At 58.9% G+C, this 19766-nt stretch carries 13 protein-coding genes; 9 read left to right on the top strand and 4 right to left on the bottom strand.

Going from position 1 to position 19766, the window contains the following annotated elements:
* Position 1 precedes the first annotated feature (1 nt).
* From CWI75_RS17215 to CWI75_RS17205, 3 genes are all read left to right on the top strand, one after another.
* Positions 2 to 1594 (top strand): sugar ABC transporter ATP-binding protein, encoded by a 1593-nt coding sequence (locus CWI75_RS17215; RefSeq protein ID WP_101522765.1) that lies wholly within the window; start codon positions 2 to 4, stop codon positions 1592 to 1594.
* A complete protein-coding gene (locus CWI75_RS17210) occupies positions 1594 to 2589 on the top strand; it encodes an ABC transporter permease (protein ID WP_101522764.1) in 996 nt (331 codons plus the stop codon). The genes CWI75_RS17215 and CWI75_RS17210 overlap by 1 nt, the downstream gene beginning before the upstream one ends.
* Positions 2590 to 2805: 216 nt before the next feature.
* Positions 2806 to 5235, top strand: coding sequence for a TonB-dependent receptor (locus CWI75_RS17205; protein WP_101522763.1), 2430 nt, complete (start codon positions 2806 to 2808; stop codon positions 5233 to 5235).
* A gap of 80 nt (positions 5236 to 5315) precedes the next feature.
* On the opposite strand, the gene CWI75_RS17200 is transcribed toward CWI75_RS17205, so the two are convergent.
* The gene (locus tag CWI75_RS17200) at positions 5316 to 7679 is read right to left on the bottom strand and encodes a M1 family metallopeptidase (protein ID WP_101522762.1); all 2364 of its coding nucleotides are present in this window, start codon (positions 7677 to 7679) and stop codon (positions 5316 to 5318) included.
* Between the two features lie 108 nt (positions 7680 to 7787).
* Here CWI75_RS17200 and CWI75_RS17195 point away from each other — a divergent pair, with 108 nt between their 5' ends.
* From CWI75_RS17195 to CWI75_RS17175, 5 genes are read left to right on the top strand one after another with little or no spacing between them, the layout of a single operon-like run.
* On the top strand, positions 7788 to 9959 hold the full coding sequence (locus CWI75_RS17195; RefSeq protein ID WP_241521282.1) for an ABC transporter substrate-binding protein: 2172 nt from the start codon (positions 7788 to 7790) through the stop codon (positions 9957 to 9959).
* A gap of 11 nt (positions 9960 to 9970) precedes the next feature.
* Positions 9971 to 10948, top strand: coding sequence for an ABC transporter permease (locus CWI75_RS17190; protein WP_101522761.1), 978 nt, complete (start codon positions 9971 to 9973; stop codon positions 10946 to 10948).
* Between the two features lie 13 nt (positions 10949 to 10961).
* Positions 10962 to 12335 (top strand): ABC transporter permease, encoded by a 1374-nt coding sequence (locus tag CWI75_RS17185; protein WP_101522760.1) that lies wholly within the window; start codon positions 10962 to 10964, stop codon positions 12333 to 12335.
* Positions 12332 to 13954, top strand: a complete 1623-nt coding sequence (locus CWI75_RS17180; RefSeq protein ID WP_241521281.1) for an ABC transporter ATP-binding protein — start codon at positions 12332 to 12334, stop codon at positions 13952 to 13954. The genes CWI75_RS17185 and CWI75_RS17180 overlap by 4 nt, the downstream gene beginning before the upstream one ends.
* Positions 13951 to 15015: a tRNA-queuosine alpha-mannosyltransferase domain-containing protein gene (locus CWI75_RS17175; RefSeq protein WP_206604781.1), complete on the top strand. Its 1065-nt coding sequence runs from the start codon at positions 13951 to 13953 to the stop codon at positions 15013 to 15015. Before CWI75_RS17180 ends, CWI75_RS17175 begins: the two co-directional genes overlap by 4 nt.
* On the opposite strand, the gene gdhA is transcribed toward CWI75_RS17175, so the two are convergent.
* From gdhA to CWI75_RS17160, 3 genes are all read right to left on the bottom strand, one after another.
* Positions 15008 to 16363, bottom strand: coding sequence for an NADP-specific glutamate dehydrogenase (gdhA, locus tag CWI75_RS17170; RefSeq protein ID WP_338152711.1), 1356 nt, complete (start codon positions 16361 to 16363; stop codon positions 15008 to 15010). The two genes, CWI75_RS17175 and gdhA, sit on opposite strands and share 8 nt — an antisense overlap.
* 127 nt (positions 16364 to 16490) lie before the next feature.
* Complete coding sequence (locus CWI75_RS17165; protein ID WP_101522787.1) at positions 16491 to 17111, bottom strand: 2OG-Fe(II) oxygenase; 621 nt, start codon at positions 17109 to 17111, stop codon at positions 16491 to 16493.
* A gap of 57 nt (positions 17112 to 17168) precedes the next feature.
* On the bottom strand, positions 17169 to 18278 hold the full coding sequence (locus CWI75_RS17160) for an NADH:flavin oxidoreductase (RefSeq protein ID WP_101522757.1): 1110 nt from the start codon (positions 18276 to 18278) through the stop codon (positions 17169 to 17171).
* A 160-nt stretch (positions 18279 to 18438) separates the two neighbouring features.
* On the opposite strand from CWI75_RS17160, the gene CWI75_RS17155 reads away from it, so the two are divergent.
* Positions 18439 to 19758 carry a DASH family cryptochrome gene (locus CWI75_RS17155; RefSeq protein ID WP_101522756.1) on the top strand — a complete coding sequence of 440 codons (1320 nt, stop codon included), beginning with the start codon at positions 18439 to 18441 and terminating at the stop codon, positions 19756 to 19758.
* The last annotated feature ends 8 nt before the right edge of the window (positions 19759 to 19766 follow it).

Genomic DNA, 19766 nt, shown 5'->3' with positions numbered 1-19766 from the left:
TGTGACTGCTGGCGAGCCTCCCTTACTGGCAATCGACGCACTGCACAAACAGTTTGCGGTGCCGGTGTTACGCGGCATTGACTTCACTCTCCGGGCCGGGGAGATTCACGCGCTGATGGGCAGCAACGGTGCCGGCAAAAGCACTCTGTGCAATCTCATCGCCGGCATTCACCGGCCCGACAGCGGAAACATGCGGCTTTCGGGCCAGCCTTACCAGCCCGCCTCCCTGCACTCGGCCGAAGCATCAGGCGTGCGCATGGTAATGCAGGAACTGAATCTCTTTCCCACCCTGAGCATTGCCGAAAACCTCTGCTTTAACCGGCTTGGAAATCGCGCAGGAGTGATTAATCATCAGGCATTGCGTGACTCCGCACGCGCGGCGCTGGCGCGCCTCAATCTGGATGAACTCGATCCGGACACACCGGTATCAGCCCTAGGGGTAGGCAAGCAACAACTGGTCGAAATTGCCAGGGTACTTGCCCAGCCGGTACGGCTACTGATTCTGGACGAACCTACGGCGGCACTCACCGACCCCCAGATCGACCAGCTGTTCGGTCAGCTCGATATCCTGCGCTCTGCCGGTATTGGTATCATTTATATTTCCCATCGCATGAGCGAAATACAACGGGTTGCGGATCGGGTCTCGATTTTGCGCGATGGCGCGTTAATCGCCACCGAAAACGCGGATGAGATGGACGTTGAACGTATGGTGCACCTGATGGCCGGCCCGGCCATGGCGCGCATTCCGCCGAAAACCCCCACGACAATCGCGGCTACAGCTGCGAGTAACGGAAGCGCGACCAAGCCGGGACATGTCGTACTGAAAATAGAGCAGCTCGGACGCCAGGGAGCCTTCACTGACATCAACCTGGAACTGCGAGCGGGAGAAGTACTCGGCATCGGCGGCCTCATAGGCTCAGGCCGCACCGAGCTGCTACGCACGCTGTTTGGTGCCGATACGGCAGACACCGGGGGCATCCGTCTGGCAGCGGACGATTTTTCCCGGCTGCAACAGTTGCGCAATCCTGCCGAGGCTATCGCTGCGGGCATTGGCCTGGTGGTTGAAGACCGCAAGGGCCAGGGGCTGTTGCTGGATAAATCAATCGCCTTGAATATCGGCCTTGGTCAGCTCGGCACACTGCACAACAGGCTTGGGATAGTTAATGATAAAGCCATCGCCGACAATAGCGCCGAAATATGCCGGCAACTGGATATCAAGCACGACGACCTGCAGCAACCCGTCGCCCAGCTCAGCGGTGGCAATCAACAAAAAGTCCTTATCGGGCGATGGCTGTTGCGGGACCTGCAGATACTGCTGTTTGATGAACCCGGGCGCGGCGTGGACGCGCGCTCCAAACTGCTGATCCAGGAACTGATTCGTGACCTGGCTGCTCAAGGTAAAGCGGTTATCGTGGTCAGCAGCGAAACAGAAGAACTGCTGGCCCTCGCCGACCGCGTCGTCGTACTCTCCAACGGGCGCCTGGCGGGTGAGTTTACAGCCGACACCGTTAGCGAGCAGGCCTTGCTTGAAGCCAGCTTCCGCTTTTATACAACGGCGGGGCAGAAAGTTGCTCCACCGCTGGAGATCTCTTGATGTCACCCTCTATTGTCGGCCGTATCCGGCTGCCCTGGAACTCGCTCGGCCTGGTCGCGGTATTGCTGGTATTGATCCTGCTGTTCAGTTCACTGAGCGACTACTTCTTTTCCGCCGTCACTTTCCGAACCCTGGCCAACCAGATTCCAACCCTGACTGTCGTTGCAGTGGGCATGACCTTTGTATTGCTGATTGCCGGCATTGATCTTTCGGTGGGCTCGGTGATGGCCTTGTGTGCCGCCGTGATGGGTGTATTAATGGCCGATAGCGGCTGGCCTTTGGTACCCGCGTTACTGGCGAGCCTGTTAACGGGCCTGGCATGTGGCTCCTTCAGTGGCCTGGTCAGTGCACGCTGGGCCATACCCTCATTCGTCGTTACTCTGGGGATGCTGGAAATCGCTCGCGGTGGCGCCTATCTCGTTACCGGTTCAGAGACCAAATACCTCGGGCCTGCGGTTGGTCGTATCGGTGAGCCGATAGCGGGCCTCGGGCTGTCACCGGCGCTGATTGGTGCCATTGTCGTGGTCGCGCTGGCACAGTTTATCCTGGTTAAAACCGTTTTTGGCCGTTACATGATTGCCATCGGCACCAATGAGGAGGCCGTGCGCCTGTCGGGTATCAATACCGTGCGCTGGAAGGTCGTGGTATTTGCCATTGCCGGTGTTCTGGCGGCCCTTGGCGGGGTGTTCCAGCTTGGCTATCTGCAGAGCGCCGACCCCAACGCCGGCATTGGTCTGGAGTTGTCGGCAATTGCCGCGGTGGTTATCGGGGGCACCAGCCTGTCGGGAGGACGGGGTTCCGTCGTCAACACCTTTCTCGGTGTGCTGATCATCGCAGTAATGCAGACCGGGCTCGCACAGCTGGGGGTATCGGAACCGGGCAAACGGATCATTACCGGCCTGGTCATTATTGGCGCGGTGCTCTTTGACCAATACAGGGAGCCGCTCGGCAAACTGCTCACCCGGCGTTACGAACCAAAGCGCGGCATTTCATAGCAGCTCTCCCGAGCCCTGCCGCCTCCCGGCAAGTACAAGATATTGAACTATATTTTTGTATATCTTTTGACCGGTATCTACATTTACTCTGGTAAAGCTACACTGCATGGGCGAGTATCTACCTAGCATAAAAAACTCGCGGACACCAACATGACGTGCCGCCAAAGTTACCCATGAAACAGACGGTTGCAGATAATAAATAAACGGAGCCACTATATGTCCAGATACCTTTGCACGCCTATTGCTACAGCCTTGATCGCAGCGGGTTCATTACCGTTGACGAGCGCACTGCACGCCCAGTCACTGGCGTTGGAGGAAGTCGTGGTCACTGCCCAGCGGCGTGAAACCCTGCTGCAGGATACGCCTATCGCGGTAACGGCGTTCAATACCGAAAAAATCGCTGACCTTGGTATTTATAACGTTACTGACCTCGCCAGTTTTGCGCCAAACACCAATATCCAGAAGCAGCCCTCGTCAAATTCCAATATGTCCATTTACATTCGCGGGGTGGGCAGCGGCGAAACCTCCCTGATGGTGGATCCCAAGACCAGCTTCTACCTTGATGGCGTATACATGAGCAAGACCGTTGGCGCCGTATTCGACATCGTTGACCTGCAGGCAATCGAGGTGCTGCGGGGCCCCCAGGGTACCCTGTTTGGCCGCAACAGCACCGGCGGCGCCATTAACGTCACCACAATAAAACCCTCCGGCGAGCTGGGCGGCAGGCTGGAGGCGAACGTCGGCAATGACGGCTACCGGCGCGTCGCGGGTTCCATTGACCTGCCCAAGATTGCCGATATGCTGTCTGTAAAATTGTCCGCCGTGAAAATGGAATACGATGGCTGGGCGGACAATGACTTCCCCGGCAGCGAAAGCGACCTCGGCAGTGAAGACAACAAATCATACCGTGCCGCTTTTCGCCTGCAGCCGACAGAGCGGCTGACCATCGACTATGTGTTTGATAAAACCGACAATACCGGTGTGCCGACGCCCTTTCAGGTAACCAAGGTCAAGGACAGCATCTATAACGGCTTCACTACCACGCCCTTTCCCTATACTTTCCTCGGCGGCCAGCTTTACCAGGAAATGGATGCGCTGGTGGGCGACCCCGAGACACGCCGTGAGAACTTCAACCTGGACGGCGTCAGCGATGAATTCCTCGAGGTCGAGGGCCACAACCTGACCGTGAACTGGGATCTTGACGCCTTCAGCGTCAAATATATCTTCGCAGATCGCAGGACTGACTCCGGCTACGGCTCTACCGACCTGGACGGCGGCGCACTGAATACCGCCGACCTGTTTTACGGCGGCGGGCAAGTCATACCTACCCCGGGGTTTCACGCCACCATTGACGAGGGCTGGATTGACCTGCAAACCCACGAATTACAACTCATGGGCGATGCCTTTAACGAGCGCTTGCAATACACCCTCGGCCTGTTCTACTACGAAGAAGAAATTTTCCAGAGTAACCCGCAGACCTTTGCCCTGCCCATTCAGTTCCTGCTGGGCAGCCCCCTTGACGGCGCCTATACTGCTGCCGGCTTCTGCCAGGACTTCGGCAACGGACCGGTTTGCCAGGGCAGCCAACGCCTGCCCCTGCCCTTTCCGTTTCCCGGTGCTGATCCCAACATGAACGGTTTTGTGGACTTTGTGTATGGCCAGGAAACCGAGTCTGTCGCGGCTTACGGGCAGTTCACCTACTCTTTCACCCAGCAACTGGATATCACCGCGGGGCTACGTTACACCGAGGACAAACGCAACGCTTTCCTGTTCAACGAAACACTCGGCCACACCTCGATTGACGACAAGCTCACCAATAGCGACAGCTGGGACAACATCAGCTATTTGTTAACGGCAAACTACGCCTGGACGCCGGATATCAATGTCTACGCCACCCACTCCACCGGTTACAACGGCGGTGGTTTCAACTCGCGCGCTTCTACTGTTAGTGGCTGGGAAGAGATCATTGAAGAGGAGGAACTCGATTCCTACGAGCTGGGCATCAAATCCAGCTGGCTTGATAATCAGTTACGGGTGAATGCTGCCGTGTTCTACAACGATTACACGGACATGCAGATTGCCGTATTTGAGGCTGGCAGCGGCGGTGCATCGAGCAGGATTGTCAATGCCGGCGAAGCAACCTACAGGGGCTTTGAACTGGAGATTCTTGCCCGACTGACCCAGGGCCTGACCCTGGAGGCGACGTACGGTTACCTTGACGCCGAGTTTGATGAATACCGTGCGCTGAACCCGGTTACCAACGAGGTCGAGAATATCGCGGATGTTACAACCGTGACTCGAGCCCCGGAAAATACCGCGTCCGCGGGACTGGAATACCGGTTCCAGCCCTTCACCTTTGGCACCCTGTCGGCCCGGGTGGATCTCTCCTATACCGATGAATTCGTTTTTCATCCCTTCCTCAACGAATTTGATGCCTCGGACAGTCGAACTCTTGTCAACGCGCGGGTAACCCTCAACGAGGTTCCGCTGGGCGATAACGGCAATTTGCGGATTTCGGCCTGGAGCAAGAATGTCACCGACGAAGAGTACGAGGAGTGGGGCATAGACTTTGCGACACTCGGCTACGCCGGCAACATCTTCGGCCAGCCGCGTACCTTTGGCCTGGACGTGTTGTACGAGTTCTAGAGCACAAAAAACGCGGCGCTATCAGCTCCTGATTACTGCTGCAACAAAAACCCATCACCGGTTTCCGGTGATGGGTTTTTTTATGTGCGCAGCCGCGCCGCCCTTGCCGGCATATCCAATGCCTGCAGGATTTTCATCCGCAGCTGGGCATTAAATTGAGGATGCGCCGCCAGAAATTCCCGCACGATGGCAACGGCCTCTGCCGAGCCATGGTTCGCCAGCGTGGCGTGCAACCAACCCGAGGGAAAGAAAATATCGCCGGTAACCTGTATCTCCTGCAGCAGCTCCAGGCTGGGCAGAATATAGCGCCGCGAGTGCCCGGCTCGCAGCGGGTGATGTAGATACCCCAACGCATCAAGCACCCAGTTTTCAGTGGCTCGCATGGCCGGGTCCGCCAGGCTGGCGAAGAAGGCGTCGCGTGTTGCCGGCACCGGTGACAGTGTCGGCGCCAGGAATTCCAGCCGGCGGCGATTATCCGGATTGATGATTTCCCCATGTTGCAGGGCCACAATCTCCTTTGCCTGTTGCGGCAGTCGAATTGCCAGAATGGCCGCCAGGTGAATGCGGTCGTTTTCTGACAGCTGCAATTGCGCAACGGATTCCTCACCCGACCATATCCGGTACAGGCGCTGCACGGATCCAGGTTCGGACGCCAGTGCTACCAGCTTATCGAACAATAACCTGACCCGGGCGGGGTCGTCTGTGGCGGCAACCGCTCGCCATAATGTTTCCTCGAGCACCGGCTGCAGCTCGTTCCGTGCACGCTCTGGCAGCAGGACCTGTTGCAAGCGCGCCAGCTGGGACAGAGCTGTGGCCAGCACCAGCTGATTCGTTTCAATCGCAATAATATCCAGTAGCCGGCGGGTGTAGTCCTCTGGTAATACTTTCTCGCCAACCAGGAGTTCCTCATACAGATTCAACAACAACCTGCCGCGGGCAACCGGCTCCAGTTCAAGCCAGGCATCCAGGTCGGAAAGGACTACTGGGGTGCGCCCATAGCCCAGGCCGCCGGCGCTGTATTGCAGGGCGAAATCCGGAAACCCGGTGCTGTGCACCCACTCATCGCTCCAGGCGGCCAGGCCGGTATCGGTATGGCTGTCCAGAACAGCGACCAGGTCCGGCCAGCTTGCGTTGCCGTAGGCATGGGCCCGCAGATACTCGCCGATGCCTGCTCGAAACGCCACCGGACCCAACAGTTGCTCCAGCTGCCGCATCATGATGGGCGCCTTGTTGTAGATGATGGGACCGTAGAGCTGCCCTGCCTCATTGAGATTGGCCAATGGCTGGCGAATCGGGTTGCTCCCCGCCGAGCGGTCTACGGCATAGGCGGCCGGATAATGCCGCAGCAGAAAGCTCAGCTCGTGATCGATTTGGGGAAACTGGGGGTTTACGATCTTCGCCGCCATGAAGTTGGCAAAAACCTCCTTGGTCCAGACATCGTTGAACCAGCGCATGGTCACCAGGTTACCAAACCACATATGGGCGACTTCATGGGCAATAAGACTGGCACGTCGCAATTGCTCCTCGTCCGTCGGGGATTCATCAAGCAACAACAACTCGGCCCGGTACTGAATGGCCCCGGGGTGCTCCATGCCGCCGTATTGAAAGGCCGGGAGCAGCGCGAGGTCCAGCTTGGTAAAAGGATGGGCAATACCGGTGTAATCTTCCAGCCAGTCCAGTGCCGCCCAGTGCAGGTCGAAGATGGCCTCGAGGTTGCGGGCGACTCTGGCGTCGTCAGTTTCCCGGTGTAGCAGCGTGATTGGCCGCCCTTCGTACTCGCGGGTTACCACCTCAAAACGTCCTGCCACAAAGGAGAATACGTAGGAACTGATCAGCTCCGATGTGGCAAACTGATGCACAGTCTGGCCGGGCTCCCCGTCCCGGGTTGCCAGCAGGGGCGCGTTGGCCAGCGCCACCCAACTTTCCGGCAGCGCCAGGGTCAGGTCCCAGGTTGCCTTGAGATCTGGCTGGTCAAACAATGGCAACGCCGTGCGCGCCCTGTCCGGCACGAACAGGGTGTAGAGATAATCGGGGTTGCGGTTCAGTGAAGCATCGCCAGCCGTAAAATCGAGTTCCACGGTATTGGGACCTGGTTGCAGCGCCGCCGCGGGAATGACCAGATGCTCCTCTTGCAGCAGTGGAACCAACGGTTCACCATTGACTACGAGACGGTGCACCGCGTCCGCTTCGGCCCGGAAATCGAGCTGCAGATCCTTCTCCGGTTCGGTCAGCGTGAAACTGATTACCGCGCGGCCGGCGATGCCGGCTTGTTGATCCGCGGGAATCTCAAAGTACAGCTCATAATGAATATCTGCCAGGCGCCGTGCCCGCTGCTCAGCCAGCGCCAGCGAAACCCCGGGCTCTATCGGCAGCGGCATCTCTTGCTTACAGGCCATCAGGGTGAATCCCAGCAAGGAAACTGTGAACCATAGTACAACGCGCATAGTGGTGACCTCCTGCGCCTATTGTACTCGCAACACTAATGCCGGAGTTAACCCCACGTGTGTTTACTGTTAACATGCTGTCCCTGACTATAAGATGGAAGTTTCCGCATGCGCTACCGAATGTTTGCGCGCGGCGCCGGAATCGTCATATTACTGCTCGTGACGGTATTGGCCGGCTGCTCCGAAGGGCCCTGGAACAACCCCAACCCTCCTTCACCCGAAGGTAAGGTAACCTATCAGTCGGTTATGTCCCCGGCGCCGCCGAAGCACCTTGACCCGGCCGTATCCTACGCCTCGGACGAGTCGCTGTTCCTGATGCAAATATACGAACCGCCCATGGGTTATCACTTTCTCAAGCGCCCCTATGAGCTGATCCCCCTTGGCGTGGAGAGCTTTCCGACAATCACCTATCTCAACGCTGAGGGTGAGAGCGTAGAGCCCGACAGCGCGGACGTGGCCTTTTCCCGGTATCACCTGAGCGTACGCGAGGACGCCCGCTACCAACCCCACCCGGCATTTGTAACCGATGCAGAGGGAGACGCTCTTTACCTGTTCACTGACCCCGAGCAGGGGCGGGAGTACGGGCAGATAGGCGATTTCCCGCTCACCGATTCACGCCCGGTTCGAGCCAATGATTACGTATATGCCATCAAACGCCTGGCCGACCCCTTCAACGGCTCGCCCATGCTGGGCTTCATGGCCCAGTATATTGTCGGGATGAAAGACTTCTCCAACACGCTGCAACTTGTGCCCCGCAACGGCTGGGTGAACCTGGACCAGTACCCAATGGCCGGTCTGGAAGTCATTGACGAATATAATTACACGATCACTATAGAAGGCCGCTATCCCCAGTTCACTTACTGGCTGGCCATGCACTTTTTTTCTCCTATCGCCCCCGAGGTTGATCGCTTCTTCCGGAATCCCGGTTTTGCCGATCGCAACCTCACCCTGGACTGGTGGCCAGTGGGCAGCGGCCCGTTCATGATGGTCAAGAATGACCCGAACAGTGAAATTGTACTGGAGCGCAACCCCAATTTCCGAGAGGACTACTATCCGGAAGAAGGCGCTCCCGGTGACGCCGAGGCGGGCCTGCTGGCAGATGCGGGCAAACGGCTGCCAATGATTGACCGCGCCGTATTCAGGCTGGAAAAGGAAGTACTGTCACTGTGGACCAAGTTTCTGCAGGGCTATTATGATCGCTCGGGTGAAGTCCATGGCAACACCACGGGCGTCTTCGACCAGGCCTTTGTTGTCGGTCCGGACGGGGTGGAGCTTTCCGATGACCTTGAGGACCACGGTATTACCGTGTCGCCCGATGTTAAACCCGGTATTTACTACTATGGCTTTAACATGCGCGACCCGGTGCTTGGCGGCTATACCGAAGAAAAACGCAAGCTCAGAAGAGCGTTGCAGATAGCCTTCGATACCGAGGAATATCTCAATATTTTTTACAAGGGCAATGGCATTCCGGCACAGATGCCCATCCCGCCGGGGATTCCCGGCTTTGTTGAAGGCCCCGAGGGTATAAACCCCCACGTTTACGACTGGGTTGACGGCGAGCCCCGGCGCAAATCGATTGAGCACGCCCGTCAGCTGCTGGTTGAGGCGGGATACCCCAATGGTCGGGATGTTCGCACCGGCGAGCCGCTGAAGATCTTTATTGATGTGCAAAGCCAGGCGATTTCCAATACCAGCATGAACTGGATAGATCGCGCCTTTGCCAGAATCGGGGTGCAGGTGGAATACCGGCCGGCGGACTGGAACCGCACCCGGGAAAAACTGCTTACCGGTAATACCCAGATTTACTCCCATGGCTGGCTGGCGGATTACCCGGATCCGGAAAACTTCCTGTTCCTGCTCTACGGCCCAGAGAGCCCGCTGATCTGTAACTGCGATGGCGCCAACAATTCCAACTATGAACGCGAAGAGTATGACCAGCTGTTCAGGTCCATGCGCGTCCTGCCTCCCGGTCCCGAGCGGCTCGACATTGTCAGCCGGATGGTAGACATGCTGCGGGATGACGCCGTATGGCTGTTCGCCTACTACCCCAAGGACATCTACCTGAATAACAGCTGGGTGCATAACACCAAGCGTCACGGGATTTCCAAGAACACATTGAAGTACCTCCGCATCGACGAAGAACTGCGCGAGCAAAAGCGTGAGGAATGGAACCAGCCAGTCACCTGGCCACTATTTGCGGCGGCAATACTGCTGCTGGCCCTTATTCTGCCCGGTGTAATTGCCTACCGCCGACGTCTTACCGCAACCGCTCGCCAATAACAGGAACGCTTATGTTTGCCTACATTGTTCGCCGGCTGCTGTATGCCATCCCTATTCTGATAGGCGTTAACCTGCTGACTTTCACCCTCTTCTTCGTGGTCAATTCACCCGATGACATGGCCGCCTCCCAACTGGGTGAAAAATACGTTACGCCCGAAGCCATCACCAACTGGAAGCGCAAACATGGTTATGACAAGCCACTGTTCATCAATCCCGAGGCCGGCGGCGTAACACAGCTGACCGATACCATTTTCTTCAATAAGTCGGTGCGGCTGTTTGCCTTTGACTTCGGCCGCTCGGAAAGTGGTCGCGACATTACCACGGATGTGGCCACCCGCATGTGGCCAAGCCTGGCGGTGGCGTTGCCAACCTTCCTGGTGGGGATCTGGGTGAATATCTGCGTTGCACTGATGGTGGTAATGTTTCACGGCACCCGCCTGGATCGGGGCGCGGTATTCCTGTTCGTTGCCCTGATGTCAATTTCCTACCTGTTCTACATTATTGGCGGCCAGTTTCTGGTGGCCAAAACCTGGCGCCTGGTACCCATTTCGGGGTTTCACACCGAGGGCCAGGTATGGAAGTTCCTGATCCTGCCGGTCCTGGTAGGCGTGGTTGCGGGCATTGGCGCCGGTGCCCGCTGGTATCGCACCCTGTTTCTGGAAGAGGCCAACCAGGACTACGTACGCACCGCGCGAGCCAAGGGCTGCAGCGAACTCAGCATTCTGTTTCAACATATCCTGCCCAATGCCATGATCCCCATCCTCACCGGGGTGGTGGTGCTGATTCCCTCCCTGTTCATGGGCAGCCTGCTGATCGAATCCTTTTTTGGCATTCCAGGCCTGGGCAGCTACATGCTGGATGCCATCAAGTCCCAGGATTTTGCCATCGTGCGCACCATGGTATTCATTGGGTCCGTCCTGTATATCTTCGGCCTCATTCTCACCGATATTTCCTATACCTGGGCTGATCCCCGGGTGCGCCTGTCCTGAGGAATCCGCATAAATGAAACCCGTTATCCTCTGGTCAGACGCATTGATTTACCTGCTGGTGATCTCCCTGGCATTTTTCTTTTACCGGCTGCGCAAGGACCCGCAAATCCGCGAGCGCTGGAGCCAGGTATTCAGCTCCAGCCTGGGCATGGTCACCTTCACCGTCATCGCCACCTATATTCTAATAGCACTGCTGGATTCCCTGCACTTTCGCGAGGCGCTGGAAAATCCCGAGGGCGTTGTCGGCCAGGAGGTTTTCTACGACAACAAGGTGACCAGTGTTTTTGATGTGCTGACCGGCGGTATGGGTGACCGCTTCGAACGCACCTACTCGGCACCCTTTGCCCTGCAATCGTTTGAAAAGGAAAACCTGCAGGATGCTGCCGGCAATGATATTCGCGATTACCCGCCCCTGCGTCATGCCGGCCAGCATCTTGATGACCCGGACGAGCGCGGGATGGACATCGCGGTCAAGAGTGTTACGGCGCTGTTCTGGGGCGCACTTCTGTCCTTGCTGGTAATCGGGCCGCAGTGGCTGTTGACCCGCGGCAGTCGTTATCCCTGGCGGGCGTCCTGGCTGGTACAGGGCATCGTGCTCTGCACCGGTGTGTGGATGGTGAGTATCAGCCGTTACTACCATATCCTGGGTACCGACCTGGGTGGTACCGACGTCTTGTTCCAGTCGCTCAAGGGCATCCGTACCGGGGTGCTGCTGGGCACACTGGCGACCCTGATCATGCTGCCCATCGCCATTACCCTTGGCGTTATGGCCGGGTATTTCAAGGGCTGGGTAGACGATGTGGTGCAATACCTTTACACCACCATGAGCTCGATCCCGGGTATTCTGCTGATCGCCGCATCGGTATTGCTGTTCCAGGTGTATATCGACCTCAATCCGGACTTCTTCACTATTGGCATGGAAAAAGCCGACGCCAAATTCATCGCCCTGTGTTTTATTCTCGGGGTTACCAGCTGGGCCACGCTGTGTCGGCTGATCCGGGCGGAGACGCTCAAGATCAGCCAGCTGGGCTATGTGCAGGCCGCACATGCCTTCGGCGTCAGCCATACCCGGATCCTGGCCCGGCATGTACTGCCCAACGTGGTGCATATCATCCTGATCACCTTTGTGCTGGATTTCAGCGCCCTGGTCCTGGCCGAGGCGGTACTGTCCTATATCGGGGTCGGGGTCGATCCCTCCATGGGCAGCTGGGGCAACATGATTAACGGTGCCCGCTCCGAACTTTCGCGTGAACCCACCATCTGGTGGACCTTGACCGGTGCCTTTTTCTTCATGTTCACCCTGGTGCTGGCGGCCAATCTGTTCTCGGACCAGGTCCGCGATGCCTTCGATCCACGTGTCAGCTTGCCGAGTGCAGTGGAATTATGATGACCGAACACGAGAACAAGCCCCCAGGCAGTCTCTGCATGCAGGTGCAGGACCTCACGGTGGTCGCCGCTGAAAGTGGCGAAACCATCGTCAACGCGGTCAGCTTTGAGCTGAAAGCCGGTCACATTTTTGCCCTGGTGGGTGAATCCGGCAGCGGCAAATCAGTCACCTCGCTGGCCGCGATGCGGCTACTGCCTGACGCCCTCAAGATCCGCGCCGGCAGTGTCACCATGGATGGCCAGGACCTGTTTGCGCTCTCCGAGGCCAACATGCAGGCTGTTCGCGGTCGCCGGGTAGCAATGATTTTCCAGAACGCCATGACCGCACTCAATCCGGTGCAGACCGTTGGCCGGCAGGTTGCAGAAACGCTCAAGCTGCATACCAGGCTCCGTGGCAAAGCATTGCGCGAACGGGTGATCACACTGTTTACCGAAGTCGGCATTCCCGACCCTGGCCAGCGTTTCGATTTTTTCCCCCACCAGCTCTCCGGTGGCCAGCAGCAGCGGGTAATGATTGCCATGGCGCTGGCCTGCGAGCCGGATGTGCTGATCGCGGACGAACCGACCACCGCCCTGGATGTCACCATCCAGGAACAGGTATTGAATCTGATCATGAACCTCACCAGGTCCCGGCAGCTGGCAGTGTTACTGATCACCCACGATATGGGCGTGGTCAAATACGCCGCCGACGAGGTCGCGGTGATGTACCGCGGCGAGCTGATTGAGCGCGCCACGGTGGATGACTTTTTCCACAATCCACAGCAGGCCTATAGCAAGCGCCTGATAGATGCACTGCCGGACCTTCGCCACTTTCGCGAAGCCGCCGCACAGCGGCCGCTACTGGAACTGGACAACGTCAAGGTGCACTTCCCCATCCGCAAGGGGCTGCTGCAACGGGTGGTCGACCACACCCGGGCGGTGGACGGTGTATCACTGAAGATAGGCCGCGGCGAAACCTTCGCCCTGGTCGGGGAATCAGGCAGCGGCAAATCCACCCTGGGCCGCGCCATCCTCAACCTGGAAGATATCGTCGGCGGGGAAGTGCGCTTCGAGGGCAATGCCATACAGAATATCGGCCGTAAAGCGATGCTGCCCTATCGCAAAAAAATCCAGGTCATTTTCCAGAATCCCTTTTCCTCCATGAACCCACGCATGGCGGTCGGCGATATCATTGCCGAAGGCATGATCAGTCTTGACCTGGGTCTCTCCGAGAGCGAACGCGAACAGACCATTACGGCGCTGCTGGAGCGCGTGCAGCTGACCGCCGGCCACGCCCGGCGCTATCCTCACGAATTCTCCGGCGGCCAGTTGCAGCGGGTGGCGATTGCCAGGGCACTCGCGGTAAACCCGGAGCTGATTATTTGCGATGAGCCAACCAGTGCGCTGGATGTCTCTATCCGTGCCGAGGTACTGGAATTATTGGGCCAGCTGCAACGCGAGTTCGGCGTATCCTATCTGTTCATCACCCACGACCTGTCCATCGTGCCCACCCTGGCACACCAGGTGGGCGTGATGCAGCATGGCAAGCTGGTTGAACAGGGTACCGCGGAGCAGATTCTCACCGCCCCGCAGCACCCCTATACTCGGGCCCTGCTGGCCTCTGTGCCGCGCCTGGACTGACCATCGGGACCCGCCGCCCCCGAGCCTGGCTGCTCTCCGCCTACCGCGCGGATAGCCACGCCGCCTGGGCGGACTGGTTGCTGGCGTCCCAGCCCCAGGTGGACTGGCGGCGGCTGGAGCTGCCCGGCCGGCATTTCGCCTGGCGTATCCGTGGTAATCCCCTGTCGTGGCTGGATGCACTGCCAGCCGAGGCGCCGGACCTGCTGCTGGCCACTTCGATGGTGGACCTGGCGACCCTTAAGGGCCTGCATCCGCGCCTGGCCGAAGTGCCGGCGCTGTACTACTTCCATGAGAACCAGTTCGCCTATCCGCTCAGCGACCGCCAGAACCACTGGCTGGAGCCCTGCATGGTGCAGCTCTATGGTGGGCTGGCGGCGGATCGGTTGCTGTTCAATTCCGCCTTCAACCGCTCAAGCTACCTGGAGGGTGTGGCGACGCTGCTGACGCAGATGCCGGATGCGGTGCCAGCGGGTATTGTCGAGCGACTGACGCAGAAGAGCGAACTGTGCCCGGTACCGATCGCGCCGGTATCCGCCGCGGCGGAGCGGGATCCACAGCTGGTACTGTGGAATCACCGCTGGGAACACGACAAAGCGCCGGAGGTGTTCGCCGAGGCGATGATTGCGCTGGCGGGGGAAGGTGTGCCGTTCCGGCTCGCCCTGCTGGGCAAGCGTCCGCGGCAGGTACCACCGGCACTGGCGCGACTGCGCGAGGCTCTACCGGAGAGGATTGTTGCGGATGGCCGCCTGCCCCTGGATGAATATCGAACCCAGTTGGGCCGGGCGGGCATTGCCGTCAGCACTGCGCGCCACGAATTCCAGGGGCTGGCGATGCTGGAGGCCGCCAGCGCCGGTGCCCGACCACTGGTGCCGGATGCCCTGTGCTATCCGGAGCAGTATCCCCCGGTCTGTCGCTACCCGGAGGGTGATTCAGCCGCGTTGGTGGCGCGGCTGCGAAAGTGGCTTGGCGGGGACCTGCCGCCGGCCGTGGATGTCTCACCCTGGCATGCCGACCGCCTGGCGCCGCTGTGGGCGGAAGTGCTGGGTACCCTCGCTACATAACGCCATAGGCGATCATCGCGGAGGCCACCTTGTTGAAGCCGGCAACATTGGCACCCTTGAAATAATCAATATGGCCGTCCGCGGCAGTGCCGAATTCCACACACTGGTCGTGGATGGTGCTGATGATCTTGTGCAAATGCTGGTCAACCTCCTCGCGTGTCCACTGGAGTCGCAGGCTATTCTGGCTCATTTCCAGGCCCGATACGGCAACCCCGCCGGCATTGGCTGCTTTTGAAGGTGCATGTAGCAGGTTCTTGTTGTTCTGGATCATCTTGATCGCCTCCGGCGTGGCCGGCATATTCGCGCCCTCGGCTATTGCGCGACAGTTATTGGCCAGCAGGGTGGCGGCATCATCGGCCTCAATTTCATTCTGGGTTGCACAGGGAAACGCCAGGTCACAAGGCACACCCCAGGGGCGCTCGCCTTCAAAATATTCGCCACCGAACTCGCGCACGTATTCACCGATACGCCCCCGCCGCTTGTTTTTGAGCTCGTTTACCCATGCCAGTTTCTCCCGGGTAAGACCTTCTTTGTCATGAATAAAGCCACCGGAGTCAGACAGGGTCACAACCTTGGCACCAAGCTCAATCAGTTTTTCAGCACAGTAGCTGGCCACATTACCGGAGCCGGACACCAGGCAGGTACGCCCCTCGATGCTCTCGCCATGGTGCGCCAGCATCGCCTGCATCATGTAAACGCAGCCATAACCGGTAGCTTCAGGCCGGATACGGCTACCACCAAACTCCAGCGCCTTGCCGGTAAGCACACCCTCAAAACGGTTCACAAGGCGCTTGTACTGGCCAAACATGTAACCGACTTCCCGCGCACCAACGCCGATATCCCCCGCGGGTACATCGGTATTAGGCCCAATATGCTTACTCAGTTCAGTCATGAACGCCTGGCAGAAACGCATTACCTCGCGGTCACTCTTGCCCTTGGGATTGAAATCGGAGCCGCCTTTACCGCCGCCCAGGGGTAGCCCGGTCAGGCTATTCTTGAAGACCTGTTCAAAGGCGAGAAACTTGAGTACGGACTGGTTTACCGTTGGGTGAAAACGAATACCGCCCTTGTAGGGACCAATCGCATTGTTCTGCTGGACCCTGAAACCGCGATTAACGCGGATACTGCCACGGTCATCCTCCCAGACCACACGAAAGGTCACGATGCGATCCGGCTCCGTCATCCGCTCCAGAATCATCAATTCCTTGTAGATCGGTTTGTCACTGATATAGGGAATGATGTCCATGGCCACTTCATGAACCGCTTGCCGAAACTCAGGCTCCCCGGGGTTACGCCGCTCTACTCCGGCCATGAAACTTTCGAGATCGTCTGCCTGATGTGCATTCACCAGTGTTGCTCCTTTTTATGGGTTTCGTCATACACTCTGCAGGTGCTGTGGGGCCGCACCAGCAGAAAGTTCAAGAGTAGACCGCCGGCTGAGTCACGTCTACAGTCATCACCCGGCAGCGGTAGCATCAAGTGGGTGGATCCACCCGCTCGGCGGTGGAGCTGTTCACCCGGAACCAGCCGGCGATGGAATAACGATCGCGAGTGGCGGGCAGTACCTCGTGCGGGAATTCCTCACTGAGGAACAATACGACCGTGCCCAGGCACGGCAGAATCCGGAACATCTCGTCAGGGGACGCGCTTGTATACAGCAGCAGCTCGCCGCCCTCGGCCAGCTGCCAGTCCGGGTTGAGATAGACCACCAGCGACAACCTCCGGTTCGCACCGCCGCGAAAGGCGTCGACATGCCTTCGATAAAAGTCGCCGGGGCGATAGTGGGCAAAATGGCTCTCAAAGGAAAACAGGCCCAACAACAGCTGCTCATTGAGAGCACGCTGCAACTCCCCCGTCCAGCTTAACCAGTCGCTCCCCGCGGGGAAATCATCACAAATCCAGCTTATCGCATCGGTGCGTACCCGCTTGTTAAGGGTATGATCTTCCTGGCGGCCCACGCCCGCACGCTGGAAGCGGACTGTATTCAGGTCCGCCAGATGCGCCATCAGGCTATTAACCAATGTTTCCGGCAGCGCGTTCGGGCATACCGTATACCCCTGGTCGCGCAGGTCCGCAGCCATTTGGCGGAACAGCATGCCGCTGCCCTGCGCCCCCGGTCCAATACCCGCCAGCACGCTCAACGGCTGAGCCGTTCAGGCCAGGCTGGCAAGATCATCCTTGAGGAAAGCCTGCATCTCTTGCAGCCGCCCTTCGCGCACCAGGACAGCCCAGTCCGGGTTAGCCAGTAGTGCCCGCCCGACTGCCACCAGGTCGAATTCACCGGCGTCCATGCGCCGCAGCAATTCCTCGAGGCTGGCTGGTTCCGCGGCCCTGAAGCTGGTTTCACCGGGTTCGGGAATGAAATCTGCGTTCAGGCCCACGCTGCCCACGGTAATGGTCGGCTTACCCGTCAATTTTCGCGTCCAGCCCGCCAGGTTAAGGTCAGAGCCCTCGAATTCCGGCTCCCAGAAGCGGCGCGTGGAACAGTGAAAGATATCGACACCGGCCGCACTCAAAGGCGCCAGAAACTGTTCGAGGGCCTGCGGCGTCGGCGCCAGGCGCGCACTGAAGTCCTGTTGTTTCCACTGCGAAAAACGCAGGATAACCGGAAAATCCGCGCTGACTGCAGCCCTTACGGCTTCAACGATCTCAACCGCGAAACGGCCACGCTTGTCCATGGAGCCCCCGTAGGCATCCGTGCGCTGGTTGGTCCCTTCCCAGAAAAACTGGTCCACCAGGTAGCCGTGGGCACCGTGCAGTTCCACGGCGTCAAAACCAATGGATTCGGCCGCCGCCGCGGCGCGGGCAAATGAGTCAATGACAGCGTCGATATCCTGTTGGGTCATCACGTGGCGATTGACCTTGCCCGGCATATTCATCCCCGAGGGCGCATGGCCCGGCACGTCGCCTTCCGGCATGACACCGGCCTTGCGCATCCCGCCAACGTGCCATAGCTGGGGCGCTATCTTGCCACCTTCGGCATGTACCGCGTCCGCCACCCGCTGCCAGGCATTCAATCGCTCCTCGCCATGAAAGTACGGTACGTCCGGGTAGCCACTCGCCGCGATATGATCAATGCAGGTACCCTCGGTAATGATCAGGGCGGTACCGCCGGCAGCGCGACGGCGGTAGTATTCAACAACGTCATCCCCGGGCACATTGCCGGGTGAAAAGTTGCGCGTCATCGGAGCCATGACAATGCGGTTCCTTAACGCCAGGTTTCCCAGCTGGAAGGGCTGGAACAGGACATCGGTCAGGCTCATTTGATAGTACTCCAGTAAGCGCACGGGACAGTCGCGAGAGCCTATACCAGCCCTCGCAACAAAGGCAAATCAATCTATTTAGAACCAGCGGCTGCGGGCATGTCGAAATCCACTCCAGCCTCGGCTGCGTAACTACCTCACACTCTTTCACGTGGTGAACATGCGCGAGCTCTACTGGCTGCAACACGATTTACGGTTGCAGGATAATCCCGGCCTGTTGTCACATTGTGCGGCAACGGAACTGTTGCTGGTGTATATCTGGCAGGAACCCCAACCCTGGTGCAACCTGAGAGGCGTTGGTGCCCAGCGCCGGCGCCTGCTGCTGGAACACCTCGGCGCATTGCGCGGCCGGTTGCAGGAACTGGGGCAGGACCTGCTGTTCCTGGAAGGCCGCCCGGAGCAGATATTGCCGGCACTGGTCCAGCAATTGCAAATCGAGCGCGTGGGTACCAGCCGCAGCCCGGGCACCTATGAAACACGCACTCTTGAGCAACTGAGGGATCGCTTGCCTGTGCCACTGCAGGTGCACGGAGGGAACACGCTGCTTCCACAGACAGCATTGCCGATGTCTTTGGACGAAATGCCCAGGCACTTCACACCCTTTCGTCGGGCACTTGAGTCAGTTACCGCAGCCTCGGTCGTACCGGCTCCTTTACAGCTGCCACCGCCACCCGCAGCGGTTCGTTATCACGCGTTACCCGAAGCTGCCGCAACGCCGCCGGCCGCGCTGCCGATAAGGGGGGGCAGCCAGGCCGGGCAACGCCGCCTGCACCAATTCATTTTTGGCGAGCAGCGCGTTCTCGACTACCGCAACACACGTAACTGCCTGGACCCTCTGGATGGCTCCAGCACCCTGTCGCCCTGGCTGGCCAGCGGTGCGCTCTCGGCCCGCGAGGTCGCCAGCAGCATCGCCGGGTTTGAACAACAACACGAAGGCAATGATTCCACCCAGGCCCTTTACCTGGAGCTTCTGTGGCGGGAATTCTTCCACTGGCGCGCCCTGGCAGATGGGCACAGGCTGTTCCGTTCGACCGGCTCAGCACCCCAAAGCAAACATCGCTTTTGTACCTTTGAGCCCCGGGCTTTCGCCCGCTGGTGCCAGGGCGATACCGACTTTCCACTCGTAAACGCCCTGATACGACAGCTGCTGGCCACCGGCTGGATGAGTAACCGCGGTCGCCAGATCGCGGCCAGTTGCCTGATCAACGAACTGGGGCTGGACTGGCGCTATGGTGCCGCTTTCTTTGAGAAGCACCTGATTGATTATGATGTGGGCAGCAATTATGGCAACTGGCAATACATCGCCGGGGTCGGTGCTGACCCGCGCGGCGGGCGCCACTTCAACCTGGCAAAGCAGGCGGCGGAGCACGATCCCGATGGCCTGTTTACAGCCAAATGGGGCGGGAACCGTCCCAGCCAGCCGCTTTATGTGACCGACGCTGCCGACTGGCCCATGATGCCCGGTGATAACGGCAGCTGAGCACCCAT

The sequence above is a fragment of the Kineobactrum sediminis genome (assembly GCF_002868715.1).
Taxonomy (GTDB): domain Bacteria; phylum Pseudomonadota; class Gammaproteobacteria; order Pseudomonadales; family Halieaceae; genus Kineobactrum; species Kineobactrum sediminis.
This window is presented reverse-complemented; position numbering and strand designations above follow the sequence as displayed.